This window comes from Kitasatospora sp. NPDC101183 (assembly GCF_044767945.1).
In the GTDB taxonomy this organism is placed as follows: Bacteria; Actinomycetota; Actinomycetes; order Streptomycetales; family Streptomycetaceae; genus Kitasatospora.
In genome coordinates, this window is sequence record NZ_JBIWOW010000014.1 from 180,591 (window position 1) to 204,306 (window position 23,716).

General features: G+C 72.5%; 25 protein-coding genes. 13 read left to right on the forward strand and 12 right to left on the reverse strand.

The genetic code is table 11. The features are described from left to right. Positions 1 to 326 precede the first annotated feature (326 nt). The 7 genes from ACIRRS_RS21290 to ACIRRS_RS21320 all read left to right on the forward strand — a co-directional run bounded on the left by ACIRRS_RS21290 (position 327) and on the right by ACIRRS_RS21320 (position 6,877). The gene (locus tag ACIRRS_RS21290) at positions 327 to 1,880 is read left to right on the forward strand and encodes an ABC transporter ATP-binding protein (RefSeq protein ID WP_402972943.1); all 1,554 of its coding nucleotides are present in this window, start codon (positions 327 to 329) and stop codon (positions 1,878 to 1,880) included. Positions 1,881 to 1,884: 4 nt separating this feature from the next. Continuing rightward, positions 1,885 to 3,054 (forward strand): ABC transporter permease, encoded by a 1,170-nt coding sequence (locus ACIRRS_RS21295; RefSeq protein ID WP_402972807.1) that lies wholly within the window; start codon positions 1,885 to 1,887, stop codon positions 3,052 to 3,054. Further along, on the forward strand, positions 3,051 to 4,316 hold the full coding sequence (locus ACIRRS_RS21300) for an ABC transporter permease (protein WP_402972809.1): 1,266 nt from the start codon (positions 3,051 to 3,053) through the stop codon (positions 4,314 to 4,316). The genes ACIRRS_RS21295 and ACIRRS_RS21300 overlap by 4 nt, the downstream gene beginning before the upstream one ends. Beyond that, positions 4,313 to 4,711, forward strand: coding sequence for a cytidine deaminase (locus ACIRRS_RS21305; RefSeq protein WP_402972811.1), 399 nt, complete (start codon positions 4,313 to 4,315; stop codon positions 4,709 to 4,711). Before ACIRRS_RS21300 ends, ACIRRS_RS21305 begins: the two co-directional genes overlap by 4 nt. Positions 4,712 to 4,837: 126 nt before the next feature. After that, positions 4,838 to 6,115 carry a thymidine phosphorylase gene (locus tag ACIRRS_RS21310; RefSeq protein WP_402972813.1) on the forward strand — a complete coding sequence of 426 codons (1,278 nt, stop codon included), beginning with the start codon at positions 4,838 to 4,840 and terminating at the stop codon, positions 6,113 to 6,115. A 46-nt stretch (positions 6,116 to 6,161) separates the two neighbouring features. Next, positions 6,162 to 6,545 (forward strand): type II toxin-antitoxin system RelE/ParE family toxin, encoded by a 384-nt coding sequence (locus ACIRRS_RS21315; RefSeq protein WP_402972814.1) that lies wholly within the window; start codon positions 6,162 to 6,164, stop codon positions 6,543 to 6,545. Beyond that, a complete protein-coding gene (locus tag ACIRRS_RS21320; RefSeq protein WP_402972816.1) occupies positions 6,542 to 6,877 on the forward strand; it encodes a helix-turn-helix domain-containing protein in 336 nt (111 codons plus the stop codon). The genes ACIRRS_RS21315 and ACIRRS_RS21320 overlap by 4 nt, the downstream gene beginning before the upstream one ends. A 55-nt stretch (positions 6,878 to 6,932) precedes the next feature. Here ACIRRS_RS21320 and ACIRRS_RS21325 read toward each other — a convergent pair whose 3' ends face one another. Both ACIRRS_RS21325 and ACIRRS_RS21330 read right to left on the reverse strand, forming a co-directional pair. Next, positions 6,933 to 7,475 carry a Uma2 family endonuclease gene (locus ACIRRS_RS21325; protein WP_402972818.1) on the reverse strand — a complete coding sequence of 181 codons (543 nt, stop codon included), beginning with the start codon at positions 7,473 to 7,475 and terminating at the stop codon, positions 6,933 to 6,935. Continuing rightward, entirely contained in the window at positions 7,472 to 8,746 is a 1,275-nt protein-coding gene (locus ACIRRS_RS21330; RefSeq protein WP_402972820.1) for an MFS transporter, read from the reverse strand. The genes ACIRRS_RS21325 and ACIRRS_RS21330 overlap by 4 nt, the downstream gene beginning before the upstream one ends. A gap of 92 nt (positions 8,747 to 8,838) precedes the next feature. Here ACIRRS_RS21330 and ACIRRS_RS21335 point away from each other — a divergent pair, with 92 nt between their 5' ends. The 3 genes from ACIRRS_RS21335 (at position 8,839) to ACIRRS_RS21345 (ending at position 11,717) form a co-directional block, all read left to right on the forward strand. Then, positions 8,839 to 9,807 carry a LysR family transcriptional regulator gene (locus ACIRRS_RS21335; RefSeq protein WP_402972822.1) on the forward strand — a complete coding sequence of 323 codons (969 nt, stop codon included), beginning with the start codon at positions 8,839 to 8,841 and terminating at the stop codon, positions 9,805 to 9,807. Positions 9,808 to 9,926: 119 nt separating this feature from the next. Then, a complete protein-coding gene (locus tag ACIRRS_RS21340; protein WP_402972823.1) occupies positions 9,927 to 11,114 on the forward strand; it encodes an adenosine deaminase in 1,188 nt (395 codons plus the stop codon). A 219-nt stretch (positions 11,115 to 11,333) separates the two neighbouring features. Beyond that, on the forward strand, positions 11,334 to 11,717 hold the full coding sequence (locus ACIRRS_RS21345) for a hypothetical protein (RefSeq protein ID WP_402972825.1): 384 nt from the start codon (positions 11,334 to 11,336) through the stop codon (positions 11,715 to 11,717). Positions 11,718 to 11,793: 76 nt separating this feature from the next. Here ACIRRS_RS21345 and ACIRRS_RS21350 read toward each other — a convergent pair whose 3' ends face one another. Continuing rightward, on the reverse strand, positions 11,794 to 11,979 hold the full coding sequence (locus ACIRRS_RS21350; protein WP_402972826.1) for a PspC domain-containing protein: 186 nt from the start codon (positions 11,977 to 11,979) through the stop codon (positions 11,794 to 11,796). Between the two features lie 438 nt (positions 11,980 to 12,417). Between ACIRRS_RS21350 and ACIRRS_RS21355 the strand changes: the two genes are divergently transcribed. Beyond that, positions 12,418 to 13,794: an LPXTG cell wall anchor domain-containing protein gene (locus ACIRRS_RS21355; protein WP_402972828.1), complete on the forward strand. Its 1,377-nt coding sequence runs from the start codon at positions 12,418 to 12,420 to the stop codon at positions 13,792 to 13,794. 86 nt (positions 13,795 to 13,880) lie between these two features. On the opposite strand, the gene ACIRRS_RS21360 is transcribed toward ACIRRS_RS21355, so the two are convergent. Further along, positions 13,881 to 14,429, reverse strand: coding sequence for a hypothetical protein (locus ACIRRS_RS21360; protein ID WP_402972829.1), 549 nt, complete (start codon positions 14,427 to 14,429; stop codon positions 13,881 to 13,883). Positions 14,430 to 14,572: 143 nt separating this feature from the next. Between ACIRRS_RS21360 and ACIRRS_RS21365 the strand changes: the two genes are divergently transcribed. Then, positions 14,573 to 15,232 carry a PhzF family phenazine biosynthesis protein gene (locus ACIRRS_RS21365; protein WP_402972831.1) on the forward strand — a complete coding sequence of 220 codons (660 nt, stop codon included), beginning with the start codon at positions 14,573 to 14,575 and terminating at the stop codon, positions 15,230 to 15,232. On the opposite strand, the gene ACIRRS_RS21370 is transcribed toward ACIRRS_RS21365, so the two are convergent. The 4 genes from ACIRRS_RS21370 to ACIRRS_RS21385 form a co-directional block, all read right to left on the reverse strand. Next, positions 15,225 to 15,857, reverse strand: coding sequence for a VanZ family protein (locus ACIRRS_RS21370; RefSeq protein ID WP_402972833.1), 633 nt, complete (start codon positions 15,855 to 15,857; stop codon positions 15,225 to 15,227). The genes ACIRRS_RS21365 and ACIRRS_RS21370 overlap by 8 nt on opposite strands. Positions 15,858 to 15,939: 82 nt before the next feature. Then, complete coding sequence (locus ACIRRS_RS21375) at positions 15,940 to 16,269, reverse strand: hypothetical protein (protein ID WP_402972835.1); 330 nt, start codon at positions 16,267 to 16,269, stop codon at positions 15,940 to 15,942. Then, positions 16,266 to 17,810: a sensor histidine kinase gene (locus ACIRRS_RS21380; protein WP_402972837.1), complete on the reverse strand. Its 1,545-nt coding sequence runs from the start codon at positions 17,808 to 17,810 to the stop codon at positions 16,266 to 16,268. Before ACIRRS_RS21380 ends, ACIRRS_RS21375 begins: the two co-directional genes overlap by 4 nt. Before the next feature lie 91 nt (positions 17,811 to 17,901). Continuing rightward, on the reverse strand, positions 17,902 to 18,579 hold the full coding sequence (locus tag ACIRRS_RS21385) for a response regulator transcription factor (RefSeq protein WP_063349065.1): 678 nt from the start codon (positions 18,577 to 18,579) through the stop codon (positions 17,902 to 17,904). A 557-nt stretch (positions 18,580 to 19,136) separates the two neighbouring features. Between ACIRRS_RS21385 and ACIRRS_RS21390 the strand changes: the two genes are divergently transcribed. Next, complete coding sequence (locus ACIRRS_RS21390; RefSeq protein ID WP_402972945.1) at positions 19,137 to 19,826, forward strand: SigE family RNA polymerase sigma factor; 690 nt, start codon at positions 19,137 to 19,139, stop codon at positions 19,824 to 19,826. A 162-nt stretch (positions 19,827 to 19,988) separates the two neighbouring features. Here the strand turns inward: ACIRRS_RS21390 and ACIRRS_RS21395 are convergent, their stop codons facing one another. From ACIRRS_RS21395 to ACIRRS_RS21410, 4 genes are all read right to left on the reverse strand, one after another. Beyond that, on the reverse strand, positions 19,989 to 20,627 hold the full coding sequence (locus ACIRRS_RS21395; RefSeq protein WP_402972838.1) for an ATP-binding protein: 639 nt from the start codon (positions 20,625 to 20,627) through the stop codon (positions 19,989 to 19,991). 46 nt (positions 20,628 to 20,673) lie between these two features. Next, positions 20,674 to 21,093 carry a hypothetical protein gene (locus ACIRRS_RS21400; RefSeq protein ID WP_402972840.1) on the reverse strand — a complete coding sequence of 140 codons (420 nt, stop codon included), beginning with the start codon at positions 21,091 to 21,093 and terminating at the stop codon, positions 20,674 to 20,676. A gap of 233 nt (positions 21,094 to 21,326) precedes the next feature. Further along, a complete protein-coding gene (locus ACIRRS_RS21405; RefSeq protein WP_402972842.1) occupies positions 21,327 to 22,226 on the reverse strand; it encodes an aldehyde dehydrogenase family protein in 900 nt (299 codons plus the stop codon). Further along, complete coding sequence (locus ACIRRS_RS21410; protein WP_402972844.1) at positions 22,219 to 23,712, reverse strand: aldehyde dehydrogenase family protein; 1,494 nt, start codon at positions 23,710 to 23,712, stop codon at positions 22,219 to 22,221. The genes ACIRRS_RS21405 and ACIRRS_RS21410 overlap by 8 nt, the downstream gene beginning before the upstream one ends. Positions 23,713 to 23,716 lie beyond the last annotated feature (4 nt).

Here is a 23,716-nt window from a genome sequence, read left to right on the forward strand (position 1 = left end):
GCCCGGCAGCGCGCACGTCCGGCACAGCAACACGGGAGGGGCCCGGCAGGGTGCGCTCAACGCGTACCCCCGGGCCCCGTTCCGTCTCCGTCCTCGACGGTTCCCCGTTTCCCCCCTTGGCCCTCCAGCGCAACGACGCGCCCCCAGACCACCAGGAGACCGCCATCACCGCATCCGACCCCGTCCCCCTGCGCAAGGACGGCAACCCCAGCGCGGGGACGGCGACACCGGCCGTCGAACTGCGCGGCATCACCAAGCGCTTCCCCGGCGTCGTGGCCAACCACGACATCAACCTCACCGTCCGCAGCGGCACCGTGCACGCCCTCATGGGTGAGAACGGCGCCGGCAAGTCGACGCTGATGAAGATCCTCTACGGCATGCAGAAGCCGGACGAGGGCACCATCGCGATCAACGGCGAGCAGTGCGAGTTCAACACCCCCGGCGACGCCATCTCCCGCGGCATCGGCATGGTGCACCAGCACTTCATGCTCGCCGACAACCTGACGGTGTGGGAGAATGTCGTCCTCGGCGGCGAGAAGCTCCACGGCATCGGGGCCAGGGCCAAGGCCAAGATCAAGGAGATCTCCGACCAGTACGGCCTGGGCGTGCGCCCGGACGCCCTGGTCGAGGACCTCGGCGTGGCGGACCGCCAGCGCGTCGAGATCCTCAAGGTGCTCTACCGCGGCGCCAAGATCCTCATCCTCGACGAGCCCACCGCCGTCCTCGTCCCGCAGGAGGTCGACGCGCTGTTCGACAACCTGCGGGAGCTGAAGTCCGAGGGCGTCACCGTCATCTTCATCTCGCACAAGCTGCACGAGGTGCTGTCGGTGGCCGACGCGATCAGCGTCATCCGGCGCGGCACCACCGTCGGCGACGCCGACCCCAAGGCCGTCACCGCCCGCCAGCTCGCCGAGCTGATGGTCGGCGCCGAGCTGCCCTCCCCGGAGAGCCGCGAGTCGACCGTCACCAGCGAGGTGATGCTCGACGTCGAGGGCCTGCGGATCGCCAAGACCGACGCCGAGGGCATCGAGCGCGTCGTCCTCGACGACGTCTCGCTGCGCATCCACAAGGGCGAGATCCTCGGCATCGCCGGTGTCGAGGGCAACGGCCAGGCCGAACTGGTCGAGGCCATCATGGGCATGCTGCCGCTCAACGCCGGCACCGTCGCCCTGGACGGCAAGGACCTCTCGGGCACGCTCACCCGCGCCCGCCGCGAGTCCGGCATCGGCTACATCCCCGAGGACCGCCACCGGCACGGCCTGCTGCTGGAGGCCCCGCTCTGGGAGAACCGCATCCTCGGCCACGTCACCGAGGCGCCCAACTCCAAGGGCCTGCTGCTCGACCCGGCCGCCGCCCGGGTGGACACCCAGCGCATCGTCGAGCAGTACGACGTCCGCACCCCCGGCATCGAGGTCACCGCGGCCTCGCTCTCCGGCGGCAACCAGCAGAAGCTGATCGTCGGCCGCGAGATGAGCCACGAGCCCAAGCTGCTGATCGCCGCCCACCCCACCCGCGGCGTGGACGTCGGCGCGCAGGCGCAGATCTGGGAGCACATCCGGGTCGCGCAGCGCGCGGGCCTGGCCGTCCTGCTGATCTCGGCCGACCTGGACGAGCTGATCGGGCTCTCCGACACCATCCGGGTCATCTACCGCGGGCGCCTGGTCGCCGACGCGGACCCGGCCACCGTCACCGCCGAGGACCTCGGCACCGCGATGACGGGTGCGGCCAGCGGCCACCTGGAGTCCGAGCCGGAGGCCGTCGAGGAGTTCCACGAGATCCTCGTGGAGGGCACCGAGGCCGAGGGCACCGACCCGTCCGACGCCGCGCCGTCCGACGCCCGTCCGTCCGACACCGCCGACGATCCCAAGGCGGGGGAGTAGCCACATGACCAGTCCCAACCCCCCTGCCGTGGCCAAGCCCGGCCTGGCGCAGCGGTTCAGCGGTGAGCGCGTCACGCTCGCGCTGGCCGCACCGGTGCTCGCGATCCTGCTGTCGATCGCGATCTGCTCCGTCCTGCTGGCGACCTCGGGCAAGAACCCGTTCGACGCGTGGAACGTGATGATCACGTACGCCACGAAGTCGGACGGCCAGGTCAACATCATCAACCGGACCACGACGTACTACCTGGCCGCGGCCGCCGCCGCGTTCGGGTTCCGGATGAACCTGTTCAACATCGGCGTCGAGGGCCAGTACAAGGTGGCGGCGCTGTTCGCGGCCTTCGTCGGCGGCCAGCTCGACCTGCCGGCCTTCATCCAGATCCCGCTGCTGCTGATCACCGCCATGCTGATCGGCGGTCTCTACGCGAGCGTCGCCGGTCTGCTGAAGGTCTACCGCGGCGTCAGCGAGGTCATCTCGACCATCATGCTGAACTCGATCGCCACCGCGATCGTCGGCGTGCTGCTCGTCCCGGGCGTCTTCGCGCCCAAGGTCAGCGCCTCCAGCAACTCGATCGGGACCAAGCCGATCTCGGAGTCCAGCCGCTTCTTCTCGTTCCAGACGGACGGCGGCAAGATCTGGGGCTTCCTGCTCGTCGCCGTCGTCGTCGGCGTGGTCTTCCAGTTCGTGCTGACCCGGACCCGCTTCGGCTTCGACCTGCGGGCCACCGGCCGCTCGGAGTCCGCCGCGACGGCCTCCGGCGTGAACGTCAAGAAGATGGTCGTCGTCTCGATGGTCGTCTCCGGCGCGATCGCCGGTCTGATCGGTCTGCCCGAACTGCTGCAGAACTCGTACTACTTCGGCCAGACCTTCCAGCCCGGCCTCGGCTTCCTGGGCATCTCCATCGCCCTGCTCGGCCGCAACAGCCCGATCGGCATCGCCTTCGCGGCGCTGCTGTTCGCCTTCCTCGACGCCGCCGGCTCGGTGCTCCCGCTGCCCCTCAACGGCGAGTTCCCGTTCGAGATCGTCGACGTCATGAAGGGCACCATCGTCATCTGCGTCGTCGTCGCGTACGAGCTGGTGCGCCGTTACGGCCTCGTCCGCCAGCAGCGCCGGGTCGGCGCCGAGCTCGCCGCCCAGGCCGCCGCGGCCGCTGAGAACAAGGAGGTGTCCGCATGAGTACGGCCACCGCTGCCCGGCCCAAGGCCCCGGGCGCGCCCGCGAAGAAGCGCAAGCTGTCCTGGCCCGTGGTGCTCCTGCTGATCGCGGGCGCCCTGCTCCTGATCGCGGCCGTGGGCGCCGCCACCGGCAACCACTCGCTGACCTCCTCCGGGCAGATCACCGCCGCGCTCGGCGCCGCCGTGCCGATCGGCATGGCCGGTCTGGGCGGTCTCTGGGCCGAGCGGGCCGGTGTGGTCAACATCGGCCTCGAAGGCATGATGGTCGCCGGCACCTTCTGCGGCGCCTGGGCGGGCTACCTGGTCAACCCGTGGGTCGGCCTGCTGGCCGGCATGGCGGGCGGGGCGCTCGGCGGTCTGCTGCACGCGGTCGTGACCGTCACCTTCGGTGTCGACCACATCGTCTCCGGCGTCGGCATCAACCTGCTGATCCCCGGCATCTGCGCGTACGTCAACCGGATCTACTACAAGGACTACGTGGCCTTCGGCGCCGGGCAGAACCAGTCCCCGCCGGCCGATCCGCTGCCGTACATCACCGTTCCGGGCCTGTCCTCCTGGCTGAAGGGCATCGAGGGCCACCACTGGTTCTTCGTCTCCGACGTCGCGGGCGTGCTCGGCGGCCTGGTGACCAACCTCTCCGTGGTCGTGGTGGTGGCCGGCGCGCTGATCGTGGCCAGCTACTTCGCCCTGTGGCGCACGGTCTTCGGCCTGCGCCTGCGCTCCTGCGGCGAGAACCCGACCGCGGCCGAGTCGCTGGGCGTCAACGTCTACAAGTACAAGTACATGGCGGTCATCGCCTCCGGCGCCTTCGCGGGCCTCGGCGGCGCGTACCTCTCGCTGGTCGCCGCGCACTTCTACAAGGACGGCCAGTCGGCCGGCCGAGGCTTCATCGGCCTCGCCGCGATGATCTTCGGCAACTGGCTGCCCGGCGGACTCGCCATGGGCGCGGGCCTGTTCGGCTTCACCGACAGCCTCCAGCTGCGCGACCCGGAGTCGGTGCACGTGCTGATCCTGATCGTCGGCATCGCGATGATCCTGCTCGCGCTGTGGCACCTGTACCGCCGCAAGTACCTCTCGACGGGGATCACCGCCGCGGCGGCCGCCGGCCTGCTGTGCTGGTACGCCTTCACCGACGAGGTGCAGCGTCCGCTGATCGTCGCCACGCCGTACGTGATCACCCTGGTGGTGCTCGCACTGGCCTCGCAGCGACTGCGGATGCCGAAGGCCGACGGCCAGATCTACCGCAAGGGGCAGGGCAAGTGACGGCCCCCGTCGCCGAGGTCGACTGGGAGCGGCTGCGCGAGGCGGCGCGCGAGGCGATGAGCCACGCGTACGCCCCGTACAGCAAGTTCCCGGTCGGCGCGGCGGCGCTGGTGGACGACGGGCGGCTGGTCTCCGGCTGCAACGTGGAGAACGCCTCGTACGGGCTCGGGCTGTGCGCCGAGTGCGGGCTGGTGTCCGCGCTGCACGCCTCCGGCGGCGGGCGGCTGGTGGCCTTCACCTGCGTCGACGGCGCGGGCGAGCTGCTGATGCCCTGCGGGCGCTGCCGCCAGCTGCTGTACGAGCACGGCGGCCCGGAGCTGCTGGTCGACCTGGCCTCCGGCGTGAAGCCGATGAGCGAGGTCCTGCCCGACGCGTTCGGGCCGGAGCGGCTCTAGTCACTTGATTTGTTACGCGCGTAGAGTGTCGCGAGCGGGCCGTCGGACGGTCATCTCGCGGCACTCTTCGCCTTTTCTGCCCTTCATGCCTTTCCTGCCTCACTGAACAACCCTCTTGGAGCACGCATGGACGCCATCTCCGTCATCACGACCAAGCGCGACCGCGGAGAGCTGAGCGACGCTCAGATCGACTGGGTCATCGACGCCTACACCCGCGGCGAGGTCGCCGACGAGCAGATGTCCGCCCTGGCCATGGCGATCCTGCTGAACGGCATGAAGCCCCGCGAGATCAGCCGCTGGACCGACGCGATGATCCGCTCCGGCGTCCGGATGGACTTCTCCTCCCTCCCGCTGCCCACCAGCGACAAGCACTCCACCGGCGGCGTCGGCGACAAGATCACCCTCCCGCTCGCCCCGCTCGTCGCCGCCTGCGGCGCGGCCGTCCCGCAGCTCTCCGGCCGCGGCCTCGGCCACACCGGCGGCACCCTGGACAAGCTGGAGTCCATCCCCGGCTGGCGCGCCCTGCTCTCCAACGAGGAGATGATGGACGTCCTGCGCGGCGCCGGCGCCGTCATCTGCGCCGCCGGCGACGGCCTCGCGCCGGCCGACAAGAAGCTGTACGCCCTGCGCGACGTCACCGGCACCGTCGAGGCGATCCCGCTGATCGCCTCCTCGATCATGTCCAAGAAGATCGCCGAGGGCACCGGCGCGCTCGTCCTGGACGTCAAGGTCGGCTCCGGCGCGTTCATGAAGAACCTCGACGACGCCCGCGAACTCGCCCGCACCATGGTCGGGTTGGGCACCACGGCCGGCGTCAACACCGTCGCCCTGCTCACCGACATGTCCACCCCGCTCGGCCTCACCGCGGGCAACGCGCTGGAGGTCCGCGAGTCGGTGGAGGTGCTGGCGGGCGGCGGCCCGGCCGACGTCGTCGAGCTCACCCTCGCCCTCGCCCGCGAGATGCTCGCCGCGGCCGGCGTCCACGGCAAGGACCCGGCGGACGCGCTGCGCGACGGCTCCGCGATGGACCACTGGCGCCGCATGATCGCCGCCCAGGGCGGCGACGTCGACGCCCCGCTGCCCGTCGCCCGCGAGCAGCACGTCATCGCCGCGCCCGCCTCCGGCGTCCTCACCACCCTCGACGCCTACGCCGTCGGCGTCTGCGCCTGGCGCCTCGGCGCCGGCCGCGCCCGCAAGGAGGACCCGGTCCAGGCCGGCGCCGGCGTCGAGATGCACGCCAAGCCCGGCGACACCGTCGTCGCCGGCCAGCCCCTGCTCACCCTCCACACGGACACCCCGGAGCGCTACGAGTACGCCATCGAAGCCCTCACCGGCGGCATCGAGGTCGCCCCCGCGGGCACGGCGTTCACCCCGAACCCGATCGTCCTCGACCGCATCGCGTAGTCATACGATTACTGCATGTGCGGCAGCGTGCTCTACGCTGCCGCACATGGGAGTTGACCGCTTCACGGTCGAGATCGAACCTGAGGTTCGGGACTGGCTCATCGGGCTTTCGTTGCGGCACTACGCTGTCGTGGCGAATCGCGTCGATGTCTTGGTGGAGAACCCGACGACGCTCGGCGAGCCGCGTTCGCGGCACCTGGAAGGTCCACTGCGGGAGCTGCGCTTCCGTCTGGATGGTGTGGCCACGAGAATCACCTACTGGCTGGCGCCTGGTCGGCGGATCGTTCTGCTGACAGTGTTCACCAAGAGACGGATGCGGGAGACTGCTGAGGTCACCCGGGCGCAATGGGCTCAGAAGATCTGCGAGTCCGAACACGAGCCCGCGCATGAAGAGTTCAGTCGGACCATCCCGGAAGAAGGGCTGCGATGAACCACTCCCAGTGGAAGACCCGCCGCACGCGCGAGCTGTTGGGCGAGCAGGTGGAGGAGAGCCCGGAGATGGCGGCGTTCGGCTTGGAGATGCAGTACTGCATGGCATTGGGGCAGGCGCTCTACGACCGTCGTACGGCTCTCGGTCTCTCGCACGCCGAGGTGGCCCGGCGTGCGGGGATGACCGAAGACGAGATCGAGTGCATCGAGGAAGCCGGCACCGTTCCCACGTTCCCGCTGCTTCAGCGGCTGGCGAGGGCGCTGGACGCCGAGTTCGACATCCACGGTACTGATACCGAGACCACCGTCCGTTTCCAGGCGTCGGCCGCCTGAGCGAGCACCCCAGGAGCCCGCACCCGGTCCGCCGGGTACGGGCTCCTCCGCGTTCTCAGCAGTACGTCCGCAGGACGCTCGTATCGAGGGTCCAGGGGCCGACGGTGACGGTGTCGCCGAAGACGAAGTCCGTGCGCCGCGTGTAGCCGGGCTCGGAGTGCACGATGCCAGTTCCCGTACGGGGATCGACGATCAGGTAGAGCGGGATGTTCATCGCCGAGTAGTCGCGGAGCTTGTCGTGGTAGTCGCTCTCGGGGTTGGGCTTGGAAATGACCTCGACGACCAGCAGCGCCTCGTAGGGTCGAGTCGTGGGAGGGCTGCTCCTGGCGACGACCGTCAGGTCGGGGCGGCGCAGAATTCCCGGTGAGGAGGCCTCGAGGGCGGCATCGGGGCGGGCGACGAATCCCGGGTGGGTGTGGGGGAGCTGGGTGTCGAGCTGTTCGGCCATGTACCGGACCGCCGCTTCGTGGTGTTCGTCCGGCGGCAGCGTCAGGAAGATCTGGCCCCTCGCGACTTCCGCTCTCCCTACGCCGGGGACATCCACCAGGGTGTCGCAAGCCGAGCGGAGCAGGGAGAATTCGGCCGGGCTGATGCTCATGCCCGCGAGCGTACCGTCGACAACCTCCGTGCCGTGTGGGCCTGGTGGGTGGCGTAGAGGGTCACTGCGGCGGCCAGGGCCATGGCGGTGAGGGCGATGGTGGCGGCGCCGGGCCAGCCGGTGGCGTGGTAGGCGTCGGCGCCGAGGGTGCCGCCGAGGCTGTTGCCGAGGTAGTAGGCGATCAGGTAGAGCGCGGAGGCCTGGGCGCGGCCCGTGGTGGCGGTGCGGCCGACGGCCGCCGAGGCGGTGGCGTGGCCGGCGAAGAAGCCGGCGGTGACGAGGACGAGGCCGAGCAGGGTGCACACCAGGGAGTCGGCGAGGGAGAGCAGCAGGCCGGCGGTGGTGACGGCGATGGCGGTGTAGAGGGCGCCTCGGCGGCCGAGGCGGGTGGAGAGGCGGCCGGCGGCCGCGGAGGTGCCGGTGCCGACGAGGTAGACGACGAAGATCGAGGCGGCGATCGACTCCGGCAGGTGGAAGGGGGCGGCGATCAGCCGGTAGCCGATGGTGTTGTAGACGGCGCCGAACACCGCCATGAAGAGCATCCCGAGCGCGTACAGCCGCACCAGCAGCGGGTTGCGCAGGTGCCCGCCGACGGTGCGGGCGAGGGCGCGGGCGTCCACGGGGGCCGGGGTGAAGTGCCGGGCGGCGGGGATGAGCAGGCGGAAGAGGAGGGCGGCGAGCAGGGCGAGGGCCGCGGAGGCGGCCAGGCCCCAGCGCCAGCCGAGGGCGGCGGCCGTCCAGCCGGAGACGAGGCGCCCGCCCATGCCGCCGATGCTGTTGCCGGCCACGTAGAGGCCCATCGCGGAGGCGAGGGCGCTGGGGTGGACCTCCTCGGCGAGGTAGGCCATGGCGGTGGCGGGCAGGCCGGCGAGGGCGGCGCCCTGGAGGACGCGCAGCACGACGAGGGTGGTGAGGTCGGGCGCGAAGGGCAGGGCGAGGGCGAGGGTGGAGGCGGCGAGGGTGGAGGCCGTCATGACCGCCGTGCGGCCGTACCGGTCGGACAGGGCGCTGGCCGGGAGCAGGCCGAGGGCGAGGCCGAGGGTGGCGGCGGAGGCCGTCCAGCTGGCCTGGCCGGGGGTCAGGTCGAGGTCGGCGGAGAGGATCGGCAGCAGGCCCTGGGTGGAGTACAGCAGGACGAAGGTGGCGACCCCGGCGGCGAACAGGGCGAGGTTGGCGCGGCGGAAGGCGCGCTGCCCGGGGCGGTGGCGGTCGTCGGACGGGGTGGCGGGGGCGGGGGCAGTCGAGGCTGCCCTGGTATCGGCGGGCTGCATGGGCACGACCGTAGGCCCGTGGCGGTTGATGCGTCCAATGCATCAAGAGGGGATGATCGATGCGCTGACGCATCAGGACAGGTGGTGGCGGTATGGCCGGGGCGGATTCGGCGGAGAGTGTGGAACAGGGCCACCGGGTGGCCGAGTTGGGGCCGGGGGAGCCGGCGGTGCTGCTGGCGCCGAGGCTGGCGCAGTTCGCCGCGGTGGCCCGGCTGGAGCACGTGACGCGGGCGGCGGCGCTGCTGGGGGTGCCGCAGCCGACGCTGTCGCGGGCGGTGGCCCGGCTGGAGGAGGAGCTGGGGGTGGACCTGCTGGCCCGGCAGGGCCGTACCGTCCGGCTGACGAGGGCGGGGCGGCTGCTGCTGGCCTCGGTGGAGCGGGCGCTGGCGGAGGTCGAGCGGGGCGCGGAGGCGGCCCGGGCGGAGGCGGACCCGGCGGCCGGGCGGGTGGCCTTCGGCTTCCTGCACACGATGGGGCCGGACGCGGTGCCCGCCCTGCTGCGCGGGTTCCGGGCCGAGCACCCGCAGGTGCGGTTCCAGCTGGTGCAGGACTACGGCGGGGCGATGCTGGAGCGGCTGCGGGCGGGCGAGTTGGACCTGTGCCTGGTCGCGCCGCTGCCGGACGACCCGGCCTTCGTCGCCCGCCCGCTGGACGAGCAGCGGCTGGGCCTGGTCGTCCCGGCGGACCACCGGCTGGCCGGGCGGCGGCGGATCAGGCTGGCGGAGGTGGCGGAGGAGCCGTTCGTCGGGCTGGAGCCGGGGTACGGGCTGCGCGTCATCACCGACGACTTCTGCGCGCAGGCGGGCTTCGTGCCCCGGCTGACCTTCGAGGGGGAGGAGGCGGAGACGCTGCGCGGGCTGGTGGCGGCCGGGCTGGGCGTGGCGCTGCTGCCTCCGCCGCTGGTGCCCAGGCCGGGGGTGGTGGAGCTGGAGGTGACGGCGCCGAGGACGCGCCGGGCGGTGGGGCTGGCGTGGGCGGCGGGGCGTCCGCTGACCCCGCCGGTGGCGGCCTTCCGGGATTTCGTGCTGTCCCGGCGGGGGCGGTTGCTCCAGCACGACTGACGCCCGGGCGTTCTTCCGGTGGATCGTATGGACCGGCCGGTGGAATTCCGCGTGGACTTTGGACCATTCGACGGTATTCCCGGTGGTGGGTCTACGCGCGTAGGGGCTATATTTCCGCAATGGAGAAGCAGATCCCCGTCAGCACCGCGGGCACGGGCCCGCGCATTCCCACCCCCGACCAGATCCGCCGCGCGCCGAAGGTGCTGCTGCACGACCACCTGGACGGCGGGCTGCGCCCGGAGACCGTCGTCGAGCTGGCCGCCGCGGTCGGCTACGAGGGACTCCCGACGACGGACCCGAAGGAACTCGGCGAGTGGTTCCGCGAGGCCGCCGACTCCGGCTCGCTCGTCCGCTACCTGGAGACCTTCGCGCACACCTGCGCCGTCATGCAGACCCGCGAGGCCCTGATCAAGGTCGCCGCCGACTGCGCCGAGGACCTGGCCGCCGACGGCGTCGTGTACGCCGAGGTCCGCTACGCCCCCGAGCAGCACCTGGAGGCCGGGCTGAGCCTGGACGAGGTCGTCCAGGCCGTCAACGAGGGCTTCCGCCTCGGCGAGGCCAACGCCCGTACGGCCGGCCACCGCATCCGCGTCGGCACCCTGCTGACCGCCATGCGCCACGCCGCCCGCTCCACCGAGATCGCCGAGCTGGCCAACCGCCACCGGGACCAGGGCGTCGTCGGCTTCGACATCGCCGGCGCCGAGGCGGGCCACCCGCCGACCCGCCACCAGGCCGCCTTCGACTACCTCAAGGGCGAGAACAACCACTTCACCATCCACGCGGGCGAGGCCTTCGGCCTGCCGTCGATCTGGGAGGCCCTGCAGTGCTGCGGCGCCGACCGGCTCGGCCACGGCGTGCGGATCGTCGACGACATCACGGTGAAGGAGGACGGCTCCGTCGAGCTCGGCCGCCTCGCCGCGTACGTGCGCGACAAGCGCGTCCCGCTGGAGATGTGCCCGACCTCCAACCTCCAGACGGCGGCGGCCGCCTCGTACGCCGAGCACCCGATCGGGCTGCTGAGCCGGCTCAAGTTCCGGGTCACCGTGAACACCGACAACCGGCTGATGAGCGGCACCAGCATGAGCCAGGAGTTCGGGCACCTGGTGGACGCCTTCGGCTACACGCTGGGCGACATGGAGTGGTTCACCGTGAACGCGATGAAGTCCGCGTTCCTGCCCTTCGACGAGCGGCTGGCGATGATCAACGACGTGATCAAGCCGGGCTACGCCGAGCTCAAGGCGGAGTGGCTGTTCAGCTCCGGTTCGGGCTCCGGGTCGGGCTCCGGTTCCGGCTCCGGCGAGAACTGAGCGGTTCGGTCGTGCACGGCGTCGGATGAACGCCCTTTTCCGGAAAGGAAATTGGCGTTCATCCGACTTTTCCCTCGGGTGAGTGAACGGCCTTTGGTGCTGGCGCGAACCTCTCACTACGGTGTGCCAGTCATGCCGTCGACGACAGCGGTGACGGCGGTCGCCCGTACGCCGTCCTCGTCGGAGCCGGCCACCGACGACGACCCAAGGGGACGAACCATGAAGCAGGCTCTCAAGGCCGCCGGCACCGCTGCGCTCGGCATCGCGATCGCGGCGGTCGGTACCGGCGTGGCCTCCGCGGCGGACGGCCAGGCGGCAGGCGGCCTCGGGCTTCCCACCGGCGCGGTGACGAACCCCGCGGTGACCGGTGCGGTCACCGACACCGCCTCCAAGCTGCCCGGCGGCGACAAGGTCACCGGCGCGCTCGGCACCCTCGCCCCGACCGCCGGCCACGCGGCCGCCGCGGCCCCCGAGGCGCCCGCCGCCGCTCCCGTCGCCGGGGTCACCCAGACCCGCGGCGCCATCCCGAGCGTCCCGGGCCTCGACAAGACCCCGATCGGCGGCCTGACCGGCGCCCTGCCGCTGCCGGGCCTCGCCGGCTGATCAGGCCAGCGGCACGACGGGCCGCCCGCCCCGGGACCTCCGGGGCGGGCGGCCCGTTCTCGTGCGTCCGCCGGGATCACGGCTCCTGGGGGAGCAGCACCCACAGGGCGAGGTAGACGAGGCACTGCGGACCGGGCAGCAGGCAGGACAGCAGGAAGATCAGGCGGACGGTCCAGGGCGTCAGGCCGAAGCGCTCGGCGATGCCGGCGCAGACGCCGGCGATGACGCGGTTGTGGCGGGGGCGGGCGAGGCGCGCGCTCATGCGCCCACCTCGCTGCGCTCGGCGGGGGCATTCGCCCACGCGCACCTCTTGATGACTCGCTCGCTTCGCTCGCTCATGTGGTGTCTCCCAATCGGGTGCGACCCGGTCGGCCGGTCCGGCGGGTGTACCTCCATGCTCCGTCGGGGAAGGCGCGGAAGCCTCCGCCCACCAGGTGATTCGCGGCCCCGACGGGTCACCGGGGAGGCGTAGCCGATCGTCGGGGTCGTCTCGGGGAGGGCCCTGAGGGCGAAGGTCCCGTTCGAGCTCCGGGTGGGGGCGGAAACCCCGTGGCGAAGCGGTCGGACCATCTGGATATGATTCCGCGGTCGCTGATCACGGGGGGCTGAATCGGCGGTGCCTTCACGGCTTCAAACGACCCCTCACGCCTGCGACTTCGCACGTTCCGGGCAATCGCCCGCATTCCTCCGTGAGGTTCACTTGCACCGCAGAATCCTTGCCGTCGCCGCCGCTGCCACCCTGGTCTCAGGGCTCGCCCTGACCTCGGCTTCGGTCGCGTTCGCGGCCCCGGTGGCCCCCGGCCCGACCGCTCCGGCGCCGCAGGGTCACGCCGTGCCCGTCACGGTCACCGTCAACGGCTTCCCGGCCACCGCTCGGGCCGGCAGCACCGTCGAGTTCACCGCGACCCTCAAGAACACCGCCGACCACCAGGTCGAGGTGCCCAGCACCGGCTTCGCCGTGGCCGCCGTCGGCCCAGCCCTCCAGCAGAGCCAGCTCAAGCTGGAGTTCCAGCGCCCGGGCGGCACGCAGTGGCAGGACGCCAAGGTGAACAACAACGGCACCGGCGGCTTCTGGCAGCTCGACGAGTTCGCCACCCAGCTGCACCTGGCCCCCGGCGCCGAGGCCGTCTATCGGCTGCGGCTGACCTTCGCGGCCGACGCCGCCCCGGGCCAGGCCTCGGCGAACTTCAGCGCCGTGGTCAGCGACCCGGCCCTGCCGGTGGAGCAGCGCGGCCAGTGGGTCTCGGGCGGCACCCCGAACTTCACCATCGAGCCGGTCGGCGGCCCGACCACCCCGGCCACCGCCGGACTGCCGGACGTCAAGGTCGAGGGCGTGCCGGACTCCTTCACCGCCGGGGGTGAGGCCAAGCCCTTCAAGGCCGTCTACACCAACCGCACCGGCAAGGACCTGCGGATCGTCCCCGCGATCGTCTTCCAGGGCGAGGGCGTGCTGCGGCCCGAGGCCGTGAAGCTGGAGTTCCAGACGCAGACGGGCCAGTGGCTGCCCGGTACGCCGGCGCCGGACGGGGACATCCCCGGCACCCAGCTGGGCGTGGACCTGAGCACCGGCAACAAGGACACCGACGTCATCGCGCTGCCGAACGGCGAGACCCGTACGGTCAACCTGCGCCTGGCCTTCACCAAGGACGCCCCGGTGGCGGCCGAGTCGGTCTTCGCCAACGGCTACAGCCTGCCCGGGCCCGGCGAGCGCGAGGCGGGGACGTCCAGTCCCAAGGCCGCGTTCAAGATCACGGCCGGAGGCGGCTCGACCCCGACCACCCCGACCACCCCGGCCACCACCGCGCCCTCCACGCCCCCGGCGACGGACCCGACCCAGGCCCCGGTCGTCTCGGCCGCGCAGACCGGTAGCGGCGGCACCACGGGCGGTACGGGCGGCACGTCCGCCTCCGGCACCTCCGCCTCCGGCACCTCCGCCACGGGGACCACCGGCACCACCCTGGCCTCCACCGGCGGCGACTCCTCGTCCGCCCCCATGGCCATCACCGGCGCCACCGCGATCGCCCTCGGCGCGGGCACCCTCGTCCTGGCCCGCCGCCGCCGCGCCGCGCGGGGCTGACGCCCGCGCGGCGTCCCCGGTCCGGGTGCGGCGAAGGCCCGCCGGTCGTGACCGGCGGGCCTTCGGGTGTCGCGTGCGGGCGGGGCTCAGGCGCCCGGCTGGTGCGGCGGGGTGGGCTGCGCGTACGGGTTGTCCGCCACCGGCTGCGCGGGCACGCCCGGCTGGTACGGAGCGGCACCCTGCGGGGCGACCGGCGCGGCCGGGGCCGCGGGCTGCCAGGCCTGCGGCTGCGCGGGCGCGCCGGGGGCCTGCGGGGCGGCGGCGTTCGGGTTGAACGGCGCCTGCTGCGGGGCGTTCGGGTTGTACGGGACGTTGGGGTTGTACCCCGCCATCGGGGCGGCCGGCTGCTCGGCCTTCTTGTTGCCGCGCTCCACGATCGCCTTCACGGTGGCGACGATCAGCAGGACCGGCGCGATGAACGCCTTGAAGAAGATGGTGTAGGTGCCGCCCTCGAAGACGAACGCCAGGTAGAAGGCGTATCCGAGGAAGCCGATGCCGACCAGGATGTTGAGGATTCGCAGGCCGACCTTCACGCCCGGGCCACCGACTCCGAGGCCGAGCGTGATGATGCCGCTGAGGGCGAGGAACACGACGTACCAGGAGAAGAGCGGCTCGGCGCTGAAATCGAGATTCAAGGTGCTTCCTGTGACCGGAATGAAAAACGGGGAAACCGTTCGGGGACGAGAGCGCACAGTACTGGAGGCGGCTGACATCCGTCGTCGCCTTTTCATCACGGTGTCATTGCGGCAGGCCGCAACGGCGATTGACGAGGTGGGAAATGAACGGCTATGAGCTGCTGCGGGTCTTTTGCGGTCCGGACGGTGGATACGGGAACGAGCTCGCCGTGGTGCGGGACGGCGCCGCGCTGCCCGCGCGGGAGGACCGGCAGGCCCTCGCCCGCGAACTCGGGTACAGCGAAACGGTGTTCGTCGACGACCCGGTGGCGGGGGCGGTCGACATCTACACCCCGACCGTGCGGCTCCCTTTCGCCGGCCACCCCTGCGTGGGTGCGGCCTGGCTGCTCGGCGTGGACGAACTGGTCACCGCCGCCGGGGTCGTGGGCGTGCGCCGCGAGGGCGGGCTGACCAGGATCGAGGCCCGGCCCGAGTGGGCGCCCGGCCGCACCCTGCGGCCGTACGGCTCGGCCGCCGAGGTGGATGCGCTGGAGGTGCCGCCGCCGGGGGAGTGGATCTACGCCTGGGCCTGGCAGGACGAGGCGGCCGGGACGGTCCGGGCCCGCGCCTTCCCCGGGCGGGGCGACGGCATCGACGAGGACGAGGCGACGGGCGCGGCCGCCCTGCTGCTCACCGGGCACCTCGGGCGGGCGCTGACGATCACCCAGGGCCGGGGCTCGCAGCTGCTGACCGGGCCGCGCCCGGGCGGGCTGATCGAGGTCGGCGGCCGGGTCGTGTCGGAGGGCGTGCGGCGCCTCAGCTGAGGGGCGGCGTCGGCTCGGCGTAGGCGCGGGGCCGGGGGGCGACGGCGACCACAGGCGCGACGACCGGAGTGATCACCGAACCCGCCTCGCGAACCGGAGCGCCCGCCGCCCGCCGTGCCCGGACGGCGGCCGTCGTCAGGCGCTCCCGCAGCACGTGCCGCAGGCCGGGGACGAAGGCGAGGTGGGTGACGGCCACGCCGATCACCGCGAGCAGGATGTGGTCGACGTTGAGCACGTGCCCGGGCGTCCAGGAGGAGAGGAACTCCAGGCCGGTCGCCAGCAGCGCGGAGGCGCCGGTGGTCCGCAGGAAGGACAGCAGCCAGGGCGCCCGGACCCGCCCCCCGGCCAGCGGGAGCAGCACCCCGAGCGGGGCCAGCAGCAGTAGTTCGCCGGCCACCTGCCAGCCCGTGGAGGAGGGCAGGGAGGCCAGCGGCGTCAGGTTGGCGTCGTACACCCAGGCCACCGGCAGCGGCCGGAGGACCACCAGCCAGAGCACCACCGCCAGGTGGCAGGCCAGGCCCGCCAGCCCGATCAGGCGGAGGGGACGGTGGACGGCCGCCGCCGGCCCGGTCTCGGTCCGTGCGCCGGAACGCTCCTCGCGTGTCCTGGTGCCATCTCGCTGCACGGGGGGAAGGACGTGAGCCGGCGGCGTGACGGTTCCATGCCGAGCGTGAACATTCCCTGAGCGCCCCCGCGCCCGCCGGTGACTACCGGCAGCCCGCGCTCGGGACGGCGCTGAACGGGTTGTCCGGCGGCGCGCTCGTGGTCTGCGCCGGGGTCGGCGAGGGGCTCGCGGCGGCCTTGGCGCCCCCGCGCGCCTGGGTGACGGCCGGTGCCGGGGCGGGGGTGGCCAGGGCGGGCGGGACGTGCGGGGCGGTCGGGCAGGCCGTCCGGCTGGCCGGGGCGCCGGCGTCCACCGGCACGGCGGTGGGCCGGATGCCGCAGCCGCAGGCCAGCGCGAGCAGCAGCACCACCCCGGCCGAGCGGCGCAGGGCGGCGGGGCCCACAGCGGGGCGTACGGCGGTGGAGCGGGTCACCTGGCGTCCTCGTCCCGGGCGGCGCCGCGCAGCGGTCCGCCCTCGGTCTCGTCCTCGGACGGCGGGGTGGGCGGGGCCAGCGGCAGCGTCAGGGTGAACACCGCGCCGACCTCCCCGTTGGCCGCCGTGATCGTGCCCCCGTGGATCTGGGCGTTGGCCATCGCGATGGACAGGCCCAGACCGCTGCCCTCGGAGCGGGCCCGCCCCCGGTCGGCCTTGTAGAAGCGGTCGAAGACGTGCGGCAGGACGTCCTCGGGGATGCCGGGCCCGCTGTCGGAGACCTCGACCACCACGGAGTCCTCGGTCTGCCGGACCTTGACGCGCACCGGCGAGCCGCCGTGCTTGAGCGCGTTGCCGATCAGGTTGGCGAAGACCACGTCCAGGCGGCGCGGGTCGACCACGGCCAGGATGCCGCGCGGGGCGTCCAGTTCGACGGCGTCGTACCAGGCGCGGCCGTCGATGCAGGACATGATCAGGTCGGCGATGTCCACCTCGTCGGCGACGAGCTTCGCGGTGCCGGCGTCGAAGCGGGTGACCTCCATGAGGTTCTCCACCAGGTCGGACAGGCGCCTGGTCTCGCTCACCACCAGCCGTACGGCGGGCTCGATCATCGGGTCGAGGGACTCGGCCTCGTCCTCCAGGATGTCGGTGACGGCGGTCATCGCGGTCAGCGGGGTGCGCAGCTCGTGCGACATGTCGGCGACGAACCGCCGGCTCTGCGCCTCGCGCGCGCTCAGCTCCTCCACCTGCTCGTGCAGGGCCTCCGCCGTCCGGTTGAACGTCCGCGCCAGGTCGGCGAGTTCGTCCGCGCCGTCGACTTCGAGCCGGGTGTCCAGCCGCCCCTCGCCGAGCTTGCGGGCGGCGTCGCCGAGCCGCTTGACCGGCCGCAGCACGGTGGCCGAGGCGGCCTGGGCGAGCAGCGCGGAGCCGATCAGGGCGAGCAGGGTGGCGATGGAGAGCGACCAGCCGAGGGTGTTGAGGTCGGCCCGCTCGTTCTCCAGCGACTTGAACATGTACGCCGTCGGGCCGCTCGGCAGCACCTTGCTGCCGCCGATCAGGAAGGGTCGGCCCTCCAGGTTCTGCCGCTGCCAGTACAGGTGGTACGGGTACGGGTTGTTCTCGGTGATCTCGCGCGGCTTGGCGACGGTGGACTGCAGCGGCTTCGGGACATCGGCCAGGGTGAAGTGCGTCGGGTCGGAGGAGGCCGTGCACCCCGGGTGCTCCGGGTCCGTCACCACCACGTCGTAGGTCAGGCCGGAGCTGGCCACGTTGGAGGCGAGGACGGAGAGGTCCGCGCAGGTCGCGTTCATCGGCAGGATGGAGACGTTGCGGCTGAGCGAGACCCGGAAGTCGTTGAGCGCCGTGTCCTGGGCGCGCTTGAGCACCGCGTCGCGGTTCAGCCAGTACGCGATGCCGGAGGCCGAGACGGCGGCGAGCAGCGCGACGGCCGCGAACACCGCGATCAGCCGCACGCGCAGCGAGCGCAGCTGGCGCCATGAAACGGCCAGGTGGCGCCGGCCGGTCGTCTGGTGGTCAGTCACAGGAGCCTGTCGTCGTACGGGAGTTCGGGCGGGTCAACGGGGTCAACGGGGTCGACGGGGTCAACGGGGTCGACGGGTGGGCGGAGGCGGATCAGGCCGGCGGGTCCAGCCGGTACCCCACCCCGCGCACGGTGCGGATCAGCGTCGGCGCGGAGGGCACGTCCTCGACCTTGGCGCGCAGCCGCTGCACGCAGGCGTCCACCAGCCGGGAGTCGCCCAGGTAGTCGTGCTCCCAGACCAGCCGCAGCAGCTGCTGTCGGGAGAGCGCCTGGCCGGGCCGGCGGCTGAGCTCCAGCAGCAGCCGCAGCTCGGTCGGGGTGAGCTGGAGGTCCTGGCCGTCCTTGGTGACGGTCATGGCCGCGCGGTCGATCACCACCGTCCCGTACGCGGAGGAGTCCGAGCTCTCCCGCTCGCCGCGCCGCAGCACCGCGCGGATGCGCGCGTCCAGGACGCGTGGCTGCACCGGTTTCACCACGTAGTCGTCCGCGCCGGACTCCAGGCCGACCACCACGTCGATGTCGTCGGAGCGGGCGGTGAGCAGGATGATCGGCAGCTGGTCGGTGCGGCGGATGCGGCGGCACACCTCGAAGCCGTCGATTCCGGGCAGCATGACGTCCAGCACGATCAGGTCGGGCCGCTGCTCCTTGAAGAGCCTCAGACCGTCCTCGCCGGAGGCGGCGGTGGCCACACGGTGGCCCTGGCGGGTGAGAGCGAGTTCGAGGCCGGTCCGGATGGCGTCGTCGTCCTCGATCAGTAGGAGGAAAGGCACGGCCCCATTTTGGCCCACCCGCAGCGTCGAATCACCCCCCGGACCGGTCACGGACCGTACGGGAACCGGAAGGAACGCCCCCGGCGTCCGGTACGGAGGGAGGCGGACCGCGACGAAAGTCCCGCCCCTGTGACACCCCTGTGACAGTCGGCGGACAGCGCCATCACAACCGGCGGGCAGGATTTTCGATGTCGCCGCAGGACAGCGGGCCCCAGGGCCGGCTGGAGGGCGGCAACCGGAACCGCTCGTACCGACCCAGGGGGCGCACGATGAACGCCACGCTTCAGACCCGGACCAACCCGGCTGTCCGCACCGCGCGTTCGTCAGCCAGTGCCTCCCCCCGGACCCGTTACGAGATCAGGACCGACGAGAACTCCGGTGCCGTGACCGTACGGGGGTGCGCGCACAGCGCCGGGAACACTGTCGCCCGCCGGGTGAGCGGCGGCGGCAGGACGGGGGAGCTGTACGGGATCGGCCGGACGGGGAGTGCGGCCGACTCCGCCGGCACCCTCACGCTGCGGGGGATCCTCCCCGTCCGCGTCGAGGGCAAGGACGCCCTGGGGGGCACACGGGGGAACAACGGCCTGCGGACGGTCGGCTCGGGGGAGCCGGCCGGCCGCGAGGCCGCCGGTGCGACGCTGCTGCGGCTGAACCCCGCCGCGGCCCGCACCACCGAGGCGGCACAGGGGGACGCGCGGGGGGAGCTCCCGCCCGTCGCGGAGGACCACATCACGGAGTTCACCGCGTACGTGCGCGAGCGCCGCGCCTCCCTGTACGCCACGGCGTACCACCTGACCGGTGACCGCTACGAGGCCGAGGACCTGCTGCAGAGCGCGCTCTTCAGCACCTACCGCGCCTGGGGCCGCATCACCGACAAGGCCGCGGTCGGCGGGTACCTGCGCCGCACCATGACCAACCTGCACATCTCCGCCTGGCGGCGCCGCAAGGTCAACGAGTACCCGACCGAGGAGCTGCCGGAGACGGCCGGCGACACGGACGCGATGGGCGGCACCGAGCTGCGCGCCGTGCTCTGGCAGGCGCTGGCGAAGCTGCCGGAGAACCAGCGGACCATGCTGGTGCTGCGGTACTACGAGGGCAAGACCGACCCGGAGATCGCCGACGTGCTGGGGATCAGCGTCGGCACGGTCAAGAGCAGCATCTGGCGCGCGCTGCGCCGGCTGCGCGAGGACGAGCACCTGAACAAGTCGGGCGACACCGCCCGCGCGTTCGGCGAGCTGGTCGCGTAACAGCGAGGACTCCCGTCGGGGGACGGGTAGCGGACGGTCACGGTCCGGGGGTCGGCTCGGGGGAGCGGCCCGTGGGGGAGCCGAGGATCGTTCGAGGGGCGACGGGCCCGGTGCGGGGGAGACGCACCGGGCCCGTCGTTCTGCTGTTCCCGCAGGGTCCGCTCAGACCGTGGTGAAGCGCCCCGCCCGGTCCGCCACGCGTATCCGCCGCTCGGCCTCGGGGCCGGCGCAGGCGTACGAGCCCAGCGAGACCTGCCGGTCGACGATCGACCGCTCGGCGCGCATCAGCCGCGCGCCCCGGCGCAGCAGCACGGGCAGCGACTTGCGGCCCTCCCGGACGTCCCGGCGCAGCCGCCGCCAGGCCGTGGTGAGCGCGCCGTTGCGCAGGCACAGGGCGTCGCTCAGCAGGCCCTGCTCCCGGCACTCGGCGACGATCTCGGCGGCGAAGATGCCCTCGGCGATGAACGCGCCCGCCTCGCCGAGTTCGAGGGTGTGGGTGCCGACGCGGCCGTTGTCCGGGATCGAGTACACCGGCACCTCGGCGCGGCCCCGCTCGTGCAGGGTGCGGATGGCGGCGATCGCCTGGTCGCGGTGCCAGGCGAGCGGCGAGTCCCAGTCGACGGCGCCGTCCGGCAGCCGCGGCAGGGTCGGGTCGTCGCCGTCCTTGTAGAAGTCGTCGAGCTGGAGGACGGGAAGGCCGCTGCGCTCGGCGAGGGAGGACTTCCCCGATCCGGACGGCCCGGAGATCAGGATCACGCGGGCGTGCGAGGTCGGTGCGGGGTTCATGGGGGAGTCACTCACGGGACACCAGTCTGACGCATCCCGGCCGGTTGTCGAAACCGGTCGGTCACATGTTTTCGGAGCCGGAGCCGGAGCCGGGGCCGGCGAGGGCGGCGTGCAGCATCGGCAGGTAGCGGCTGTCGACCTGGAGGTAGACGGTCCTGCCGCCGCCGGGCGGTTCGTAGCCGGTGGCGGCCCAGTCCTGGCTGTGCCAGGTGTCGGGCTCGGGCTCGTGGAAGGCGCCGCCGACGGGCAGGTCGACCTGGCCGAGGACGCGGGAGCCGAAGGTGACCGTGCGCGACGCCGGGGTGACGCGCAACTTCCCGTTGACGTACGCGCGTTGCCAGCCGGGCCGCTCGGACCGGGCCGAGCAGGGGATGCGTACGGGCCTCCCGGCTGCCAGCCGCCTGCGGGTGCGGGAGACGTGCCACCGGCGCAGGAACCCGTCCGTGAGCAGCGGCATCAGCTCGGCGATCAACTCTCCCACGGCGCCCCCTCGTTCGTTCCCCGGTCGTTCCGGGGTCGTTCCCTGTACGGAGGATTCTGGCCCGCCGGGGCCGCTGCGGGGATCGCCGAAAGTCGAGACGCGCGGTGACGAAAGTCGACGGACCCGCACCTGGGGGGGAGAGGTGCGGGTCCGTCCCATGACCGCCCGGGCCCTGGGGGGAGTGGGCACTGGGGGCGGTCAGTCCATGGAGTTGTGACTAACGGGGACCGAGGTCAGATCCCCATCGGGTGCCAGACCGTCTTCGTCTCCAGGAACGAGAGTAGCCGGTCCGTACCGGGCGCATCCGTCCAGTCCCGGGCGAACGGGTCGAGCTCCGGACGGATCACCCGCTTGAGGGTATCCGCGGCGGCGGCCTCCAGGGCGGGCGCCGCGCCGGGGCCGTCCTCGGCGATCGCGCCGGTGAGGTCCAGCGCGTTGACGTCCTGGTGCGAGGCCAGGGTCGGCGCGATGTCGGCCGTGCGGCCCGAGACGATGTTGACGACGCCGCCCGGGACGTCCGAGGTGGCGAGCACCTCGCCCAGGGACAGCGCGGGCAGCGGGGCGTCCGCGGCGACCGCGACCACGACCGTGTTGCCGGTGGCGATGGCCGGGGCGATCACCGAGACCAGGCCGAGCAGCGAGTGCCCGTACCCGGCCTGCGGGGCCACGATCCCGATCACGCCGGTCGGCTCCGGGGTGGAGAGGTTGAAGTACGGGCCGGCGACGGGGTTGGCGCCGCCCGCGATCTGGGCGACCTTGTCCGTCCAGCCCGCGTACCAGACCCAGCGGTCGATCGCGGCGTCCACCAGCGCGGCGGCCTTCTTCGGGCCGATGCCCTCGGAGAGCGCGACCTCGGCGGCGAACTGCTCGCGGCGGCCCTGGAGCATCTCGGCGACCCGGTACAGCACCTGGCCGCGGTTGTACGCGGTGGTGCCGGCCCAGCCCTTGACCGCCTTGCGGGCGGCCACGACGGCGTCGCGGGCGTCCTTGCGGGTGCCCAGCGGGGCGTTGGCGAGCCACTGGCCCTTTGCGTCGGTCACCTCGTACACCCGCCCGCTCTCGGAGCGCGGGAACTTCCCGCCGACGTACAGCTTGTAGGTCTTGAGGACGTCAAGACGCGTGACATCAGACATCGAGGTAGGCCTCCAGACCGTGGCGGCCACCCTCGCGGCCGTAACCCGACTCCTTGTAGCCGCCGAACGGCGAGGTCGGGTCGAACTTGTTGAAGGTGTTGGCCCAGACCACGCCGGCCTTGAGCTGGTTCGCCATCCAGAGGATGCGCGAGCCCTTCTCCGTCCAGATGCCGGCGGAGAGGCCGTACGGGGTGTTGTTGGCCTTCTCGACGGCCTCCGCGGGGGTGCGGAAGGTCAGGACGGACAGCACCGGGCCGAAGATCTCCTCCTGGGCGATCCGGTGGGCCTGGCTGACGCCGGTGAACAGGGTCGGCTTGAACCAGAAGCCGGTGCCCGGGAGTTCGCAGGCGGGGGACCAGCGCTCGGCGCCCTCGGCCTCGCCGGCCTCGGTCAGCGCGGTGATCCGGGCCAGCTGCTCGGCGGAGTTGATCGCGCCGATGTCGGTGTTCTTGTCCAGAGGGTCGCCGACGCGCAGGGTGGCCATCCGGCGCTTGAGGGCGTCCAGCACCTCGTCCTGGACGGACTCCTGGACCAGCAGGCGCGAGCCCGCGCAGCAGACGTGGCCCTGGTTGAAGAAGATGCCGTTGACGATGCCCTCGACGGCCTGGTCGATCGGCGCGTCGTCGAAGACGATGTTGGCGGCCTTGCCGCCCAGCTCCAGCGACAGCTTCTTGCGGGTGCCGGCCAACTGCCTGGCGATCGCCCGGCCGACCGGGGTGGAGCCGGTGAAGGCGACCTTGTTGACGTCCGGGTGCGCGGTGAGCGCGGCGCCCGTACGGCCGTCACCGGTGACGATGTTGACGACGCCCTTCGGCAGACCGGCCTGGCGGCAGATCTCGGCGAAGCGCAGGGCCGTCAGCGGGGTGGTCTCGGCCGGCTTGAGGACGACGGTGTTGCCGGTCGCCAGCGCCGGGGCGATCTTCCACGCCAGCATCAGCAGCGGGAAGTTCCACGGGATGACCTGGCCGGCCACGCCCAGCGGCCTGGGGCTCTGGCCGAAGCCGGCGTAGTCGAGCTTGTCGGCCCAGCCCGCGTAGTAGAAGAAGTGCGCGGCGACCAGCGGCAGGTCGACGTCGCGGGTCTCGCGGATCGGCTTGCCGTTGTCGATCGACTCCAGGACGGCCAGCTCGCGGCTGCGCTCCTGGATGATCCGGGCGATCCGGAACAGGTACTTGGCGCGCTCGCTGCCGGGCAGGGCGGACCAGTCGACGAAGGCCTTGCGGGCGGCGGCGACGGCGCGGTCCACGTCCTCGTCGGTGCCCTGGGCGAACTCGGCGAGCACCTGCTCGGTGGCCGGGTTGACCGTCTTCAGGGCCTCGCTGCCGGAGGAGTCGACGAACTCGCCGCCGATGAAGTGCCCGTAGGAGGTGGCGATGTCGCCCGCGGCGGCGGGGGACTCGGGGGCCGGGGCGTACGCGAAGAGGCCGCCCTTGCGCACGGGCTCCTCGGTGGCGGCGGGGGTGGTGGTGGTCTTCTTCTTGGCCATGGTG

Excerpts from the sequence above, each read along its gene's own strand:
- ACIRRS_RS21340 (WP_402972823.1), top strand. The coding sequence starts at position 9,927 with ATGGAGAAGCAGATCCCCGTCAGCACCGCGGGCACGGGCCCGCGCATT.
- ACIRRS_RS21300 (WP_402972809.1), top strand. The coding sequence starts at position 3,051 with ATGAGTACGGCCACCGCTGCCCGGCCCAAGGCCCCGGGCGCGCCCGCG.
- ACIRRS_RS21335 (WP_402972822.1), top strand. The coding sequence starts at position 8,839 with ATGGCCGGGGCGGATTCGGCGGAGAGTGTGGAACAGGGCCACCGGGTG.
- ACIRRS_RS21345 (WP_402972825.1), top strand. The coding sequence starts at position 11,334 with ATGAAGCAGGCTCTCAAGGCCGCCGGCACCGCTGCGCTCGGCATCGCG.
- ACIRRS_RS21405 (WP_402972842.1), bottom strand. The coding sequence starts at position 22,226 with ATGTCTGATGTCACGCGTCTTGACGTCCTCAAGACCTACAAGCTGTAC.
- ACIRRS_RS21295 (WP_402972807.1), top strand. The coding sequence starts at position 1,885 with ATGACCAGTCCCAACCCCCCTGCCGTGGCCAAGCCCGGCCTGGCGCAG.
- ACIRRS_RS21290 (WP_402972943.1), top strand. The coding sequence starts at position 327 with ATGGGTGAGAACGGCGCCGGCAAGTCGACGCTGATGAAGATCCTCTAC.
- ACIRRS_RS21315 (WP_402972814.1), top strand. The coding sequence starts at position 6,162 with ATGGGAGTTGACCGCTTCACGGTCGAGATCGAACCTGAGGTTCGGGAC.
- ACIRRS_RS21310 (WP_402972813.1), top strand. The coding sequence starts at position 4,838 with ATGGACGCCATCTCCGTCATCACGACCAAGCGCGACCGCGGAGAGCTG.
- ACIRRS_RS21350 (WP_402972826.1), bottom strand. The coding sequence starts at position 11,979 with ATGAGCGCGCGCCTCGCCCGCCCCCGCCACAACCGCGTCATCGCCGGC.
- ACIRRS_RS21330 (WP_402972820.1), bottom strand. The coding sequence starts at position 8,746 with ATGCAGCCCGCCGATACCAGGGCAGCCTCGACTGCCCCCGCCCCCGCC.
- ACIRRS_RS21325 (WP_402972818.1), bottom strand. The coding sequence starts at position 7,475 with ATGAGCATCAGCCCGGCCGAATTCTCCCTGCTCCGCTCGGCTTGCGAC.
- ACIRRS_RS21365 (WP_402972831.1), top strand. The coding sequence starts at position 14,573 with ATGAACGGCTATGAGCTGCTGCGGGTCTTTTGCGGTCCGGACGGTGGA.
- ACIRRS_RS21320 (WP_402972816.1), top strand. The coding sequence starts at position 6,542 with ATGAACCACTCCCAGTGGAAGACCCGCCGCACGCGCGAGCTGTTGGGC.
- ACIRRS_RS21410 (WP_402972844.1), bottom strand. The coding sequence starts at position 23,712 with ATGGCCAAGAAGAAGACCACCACCACCCCCGCCGCCACCGAGGAGCCC.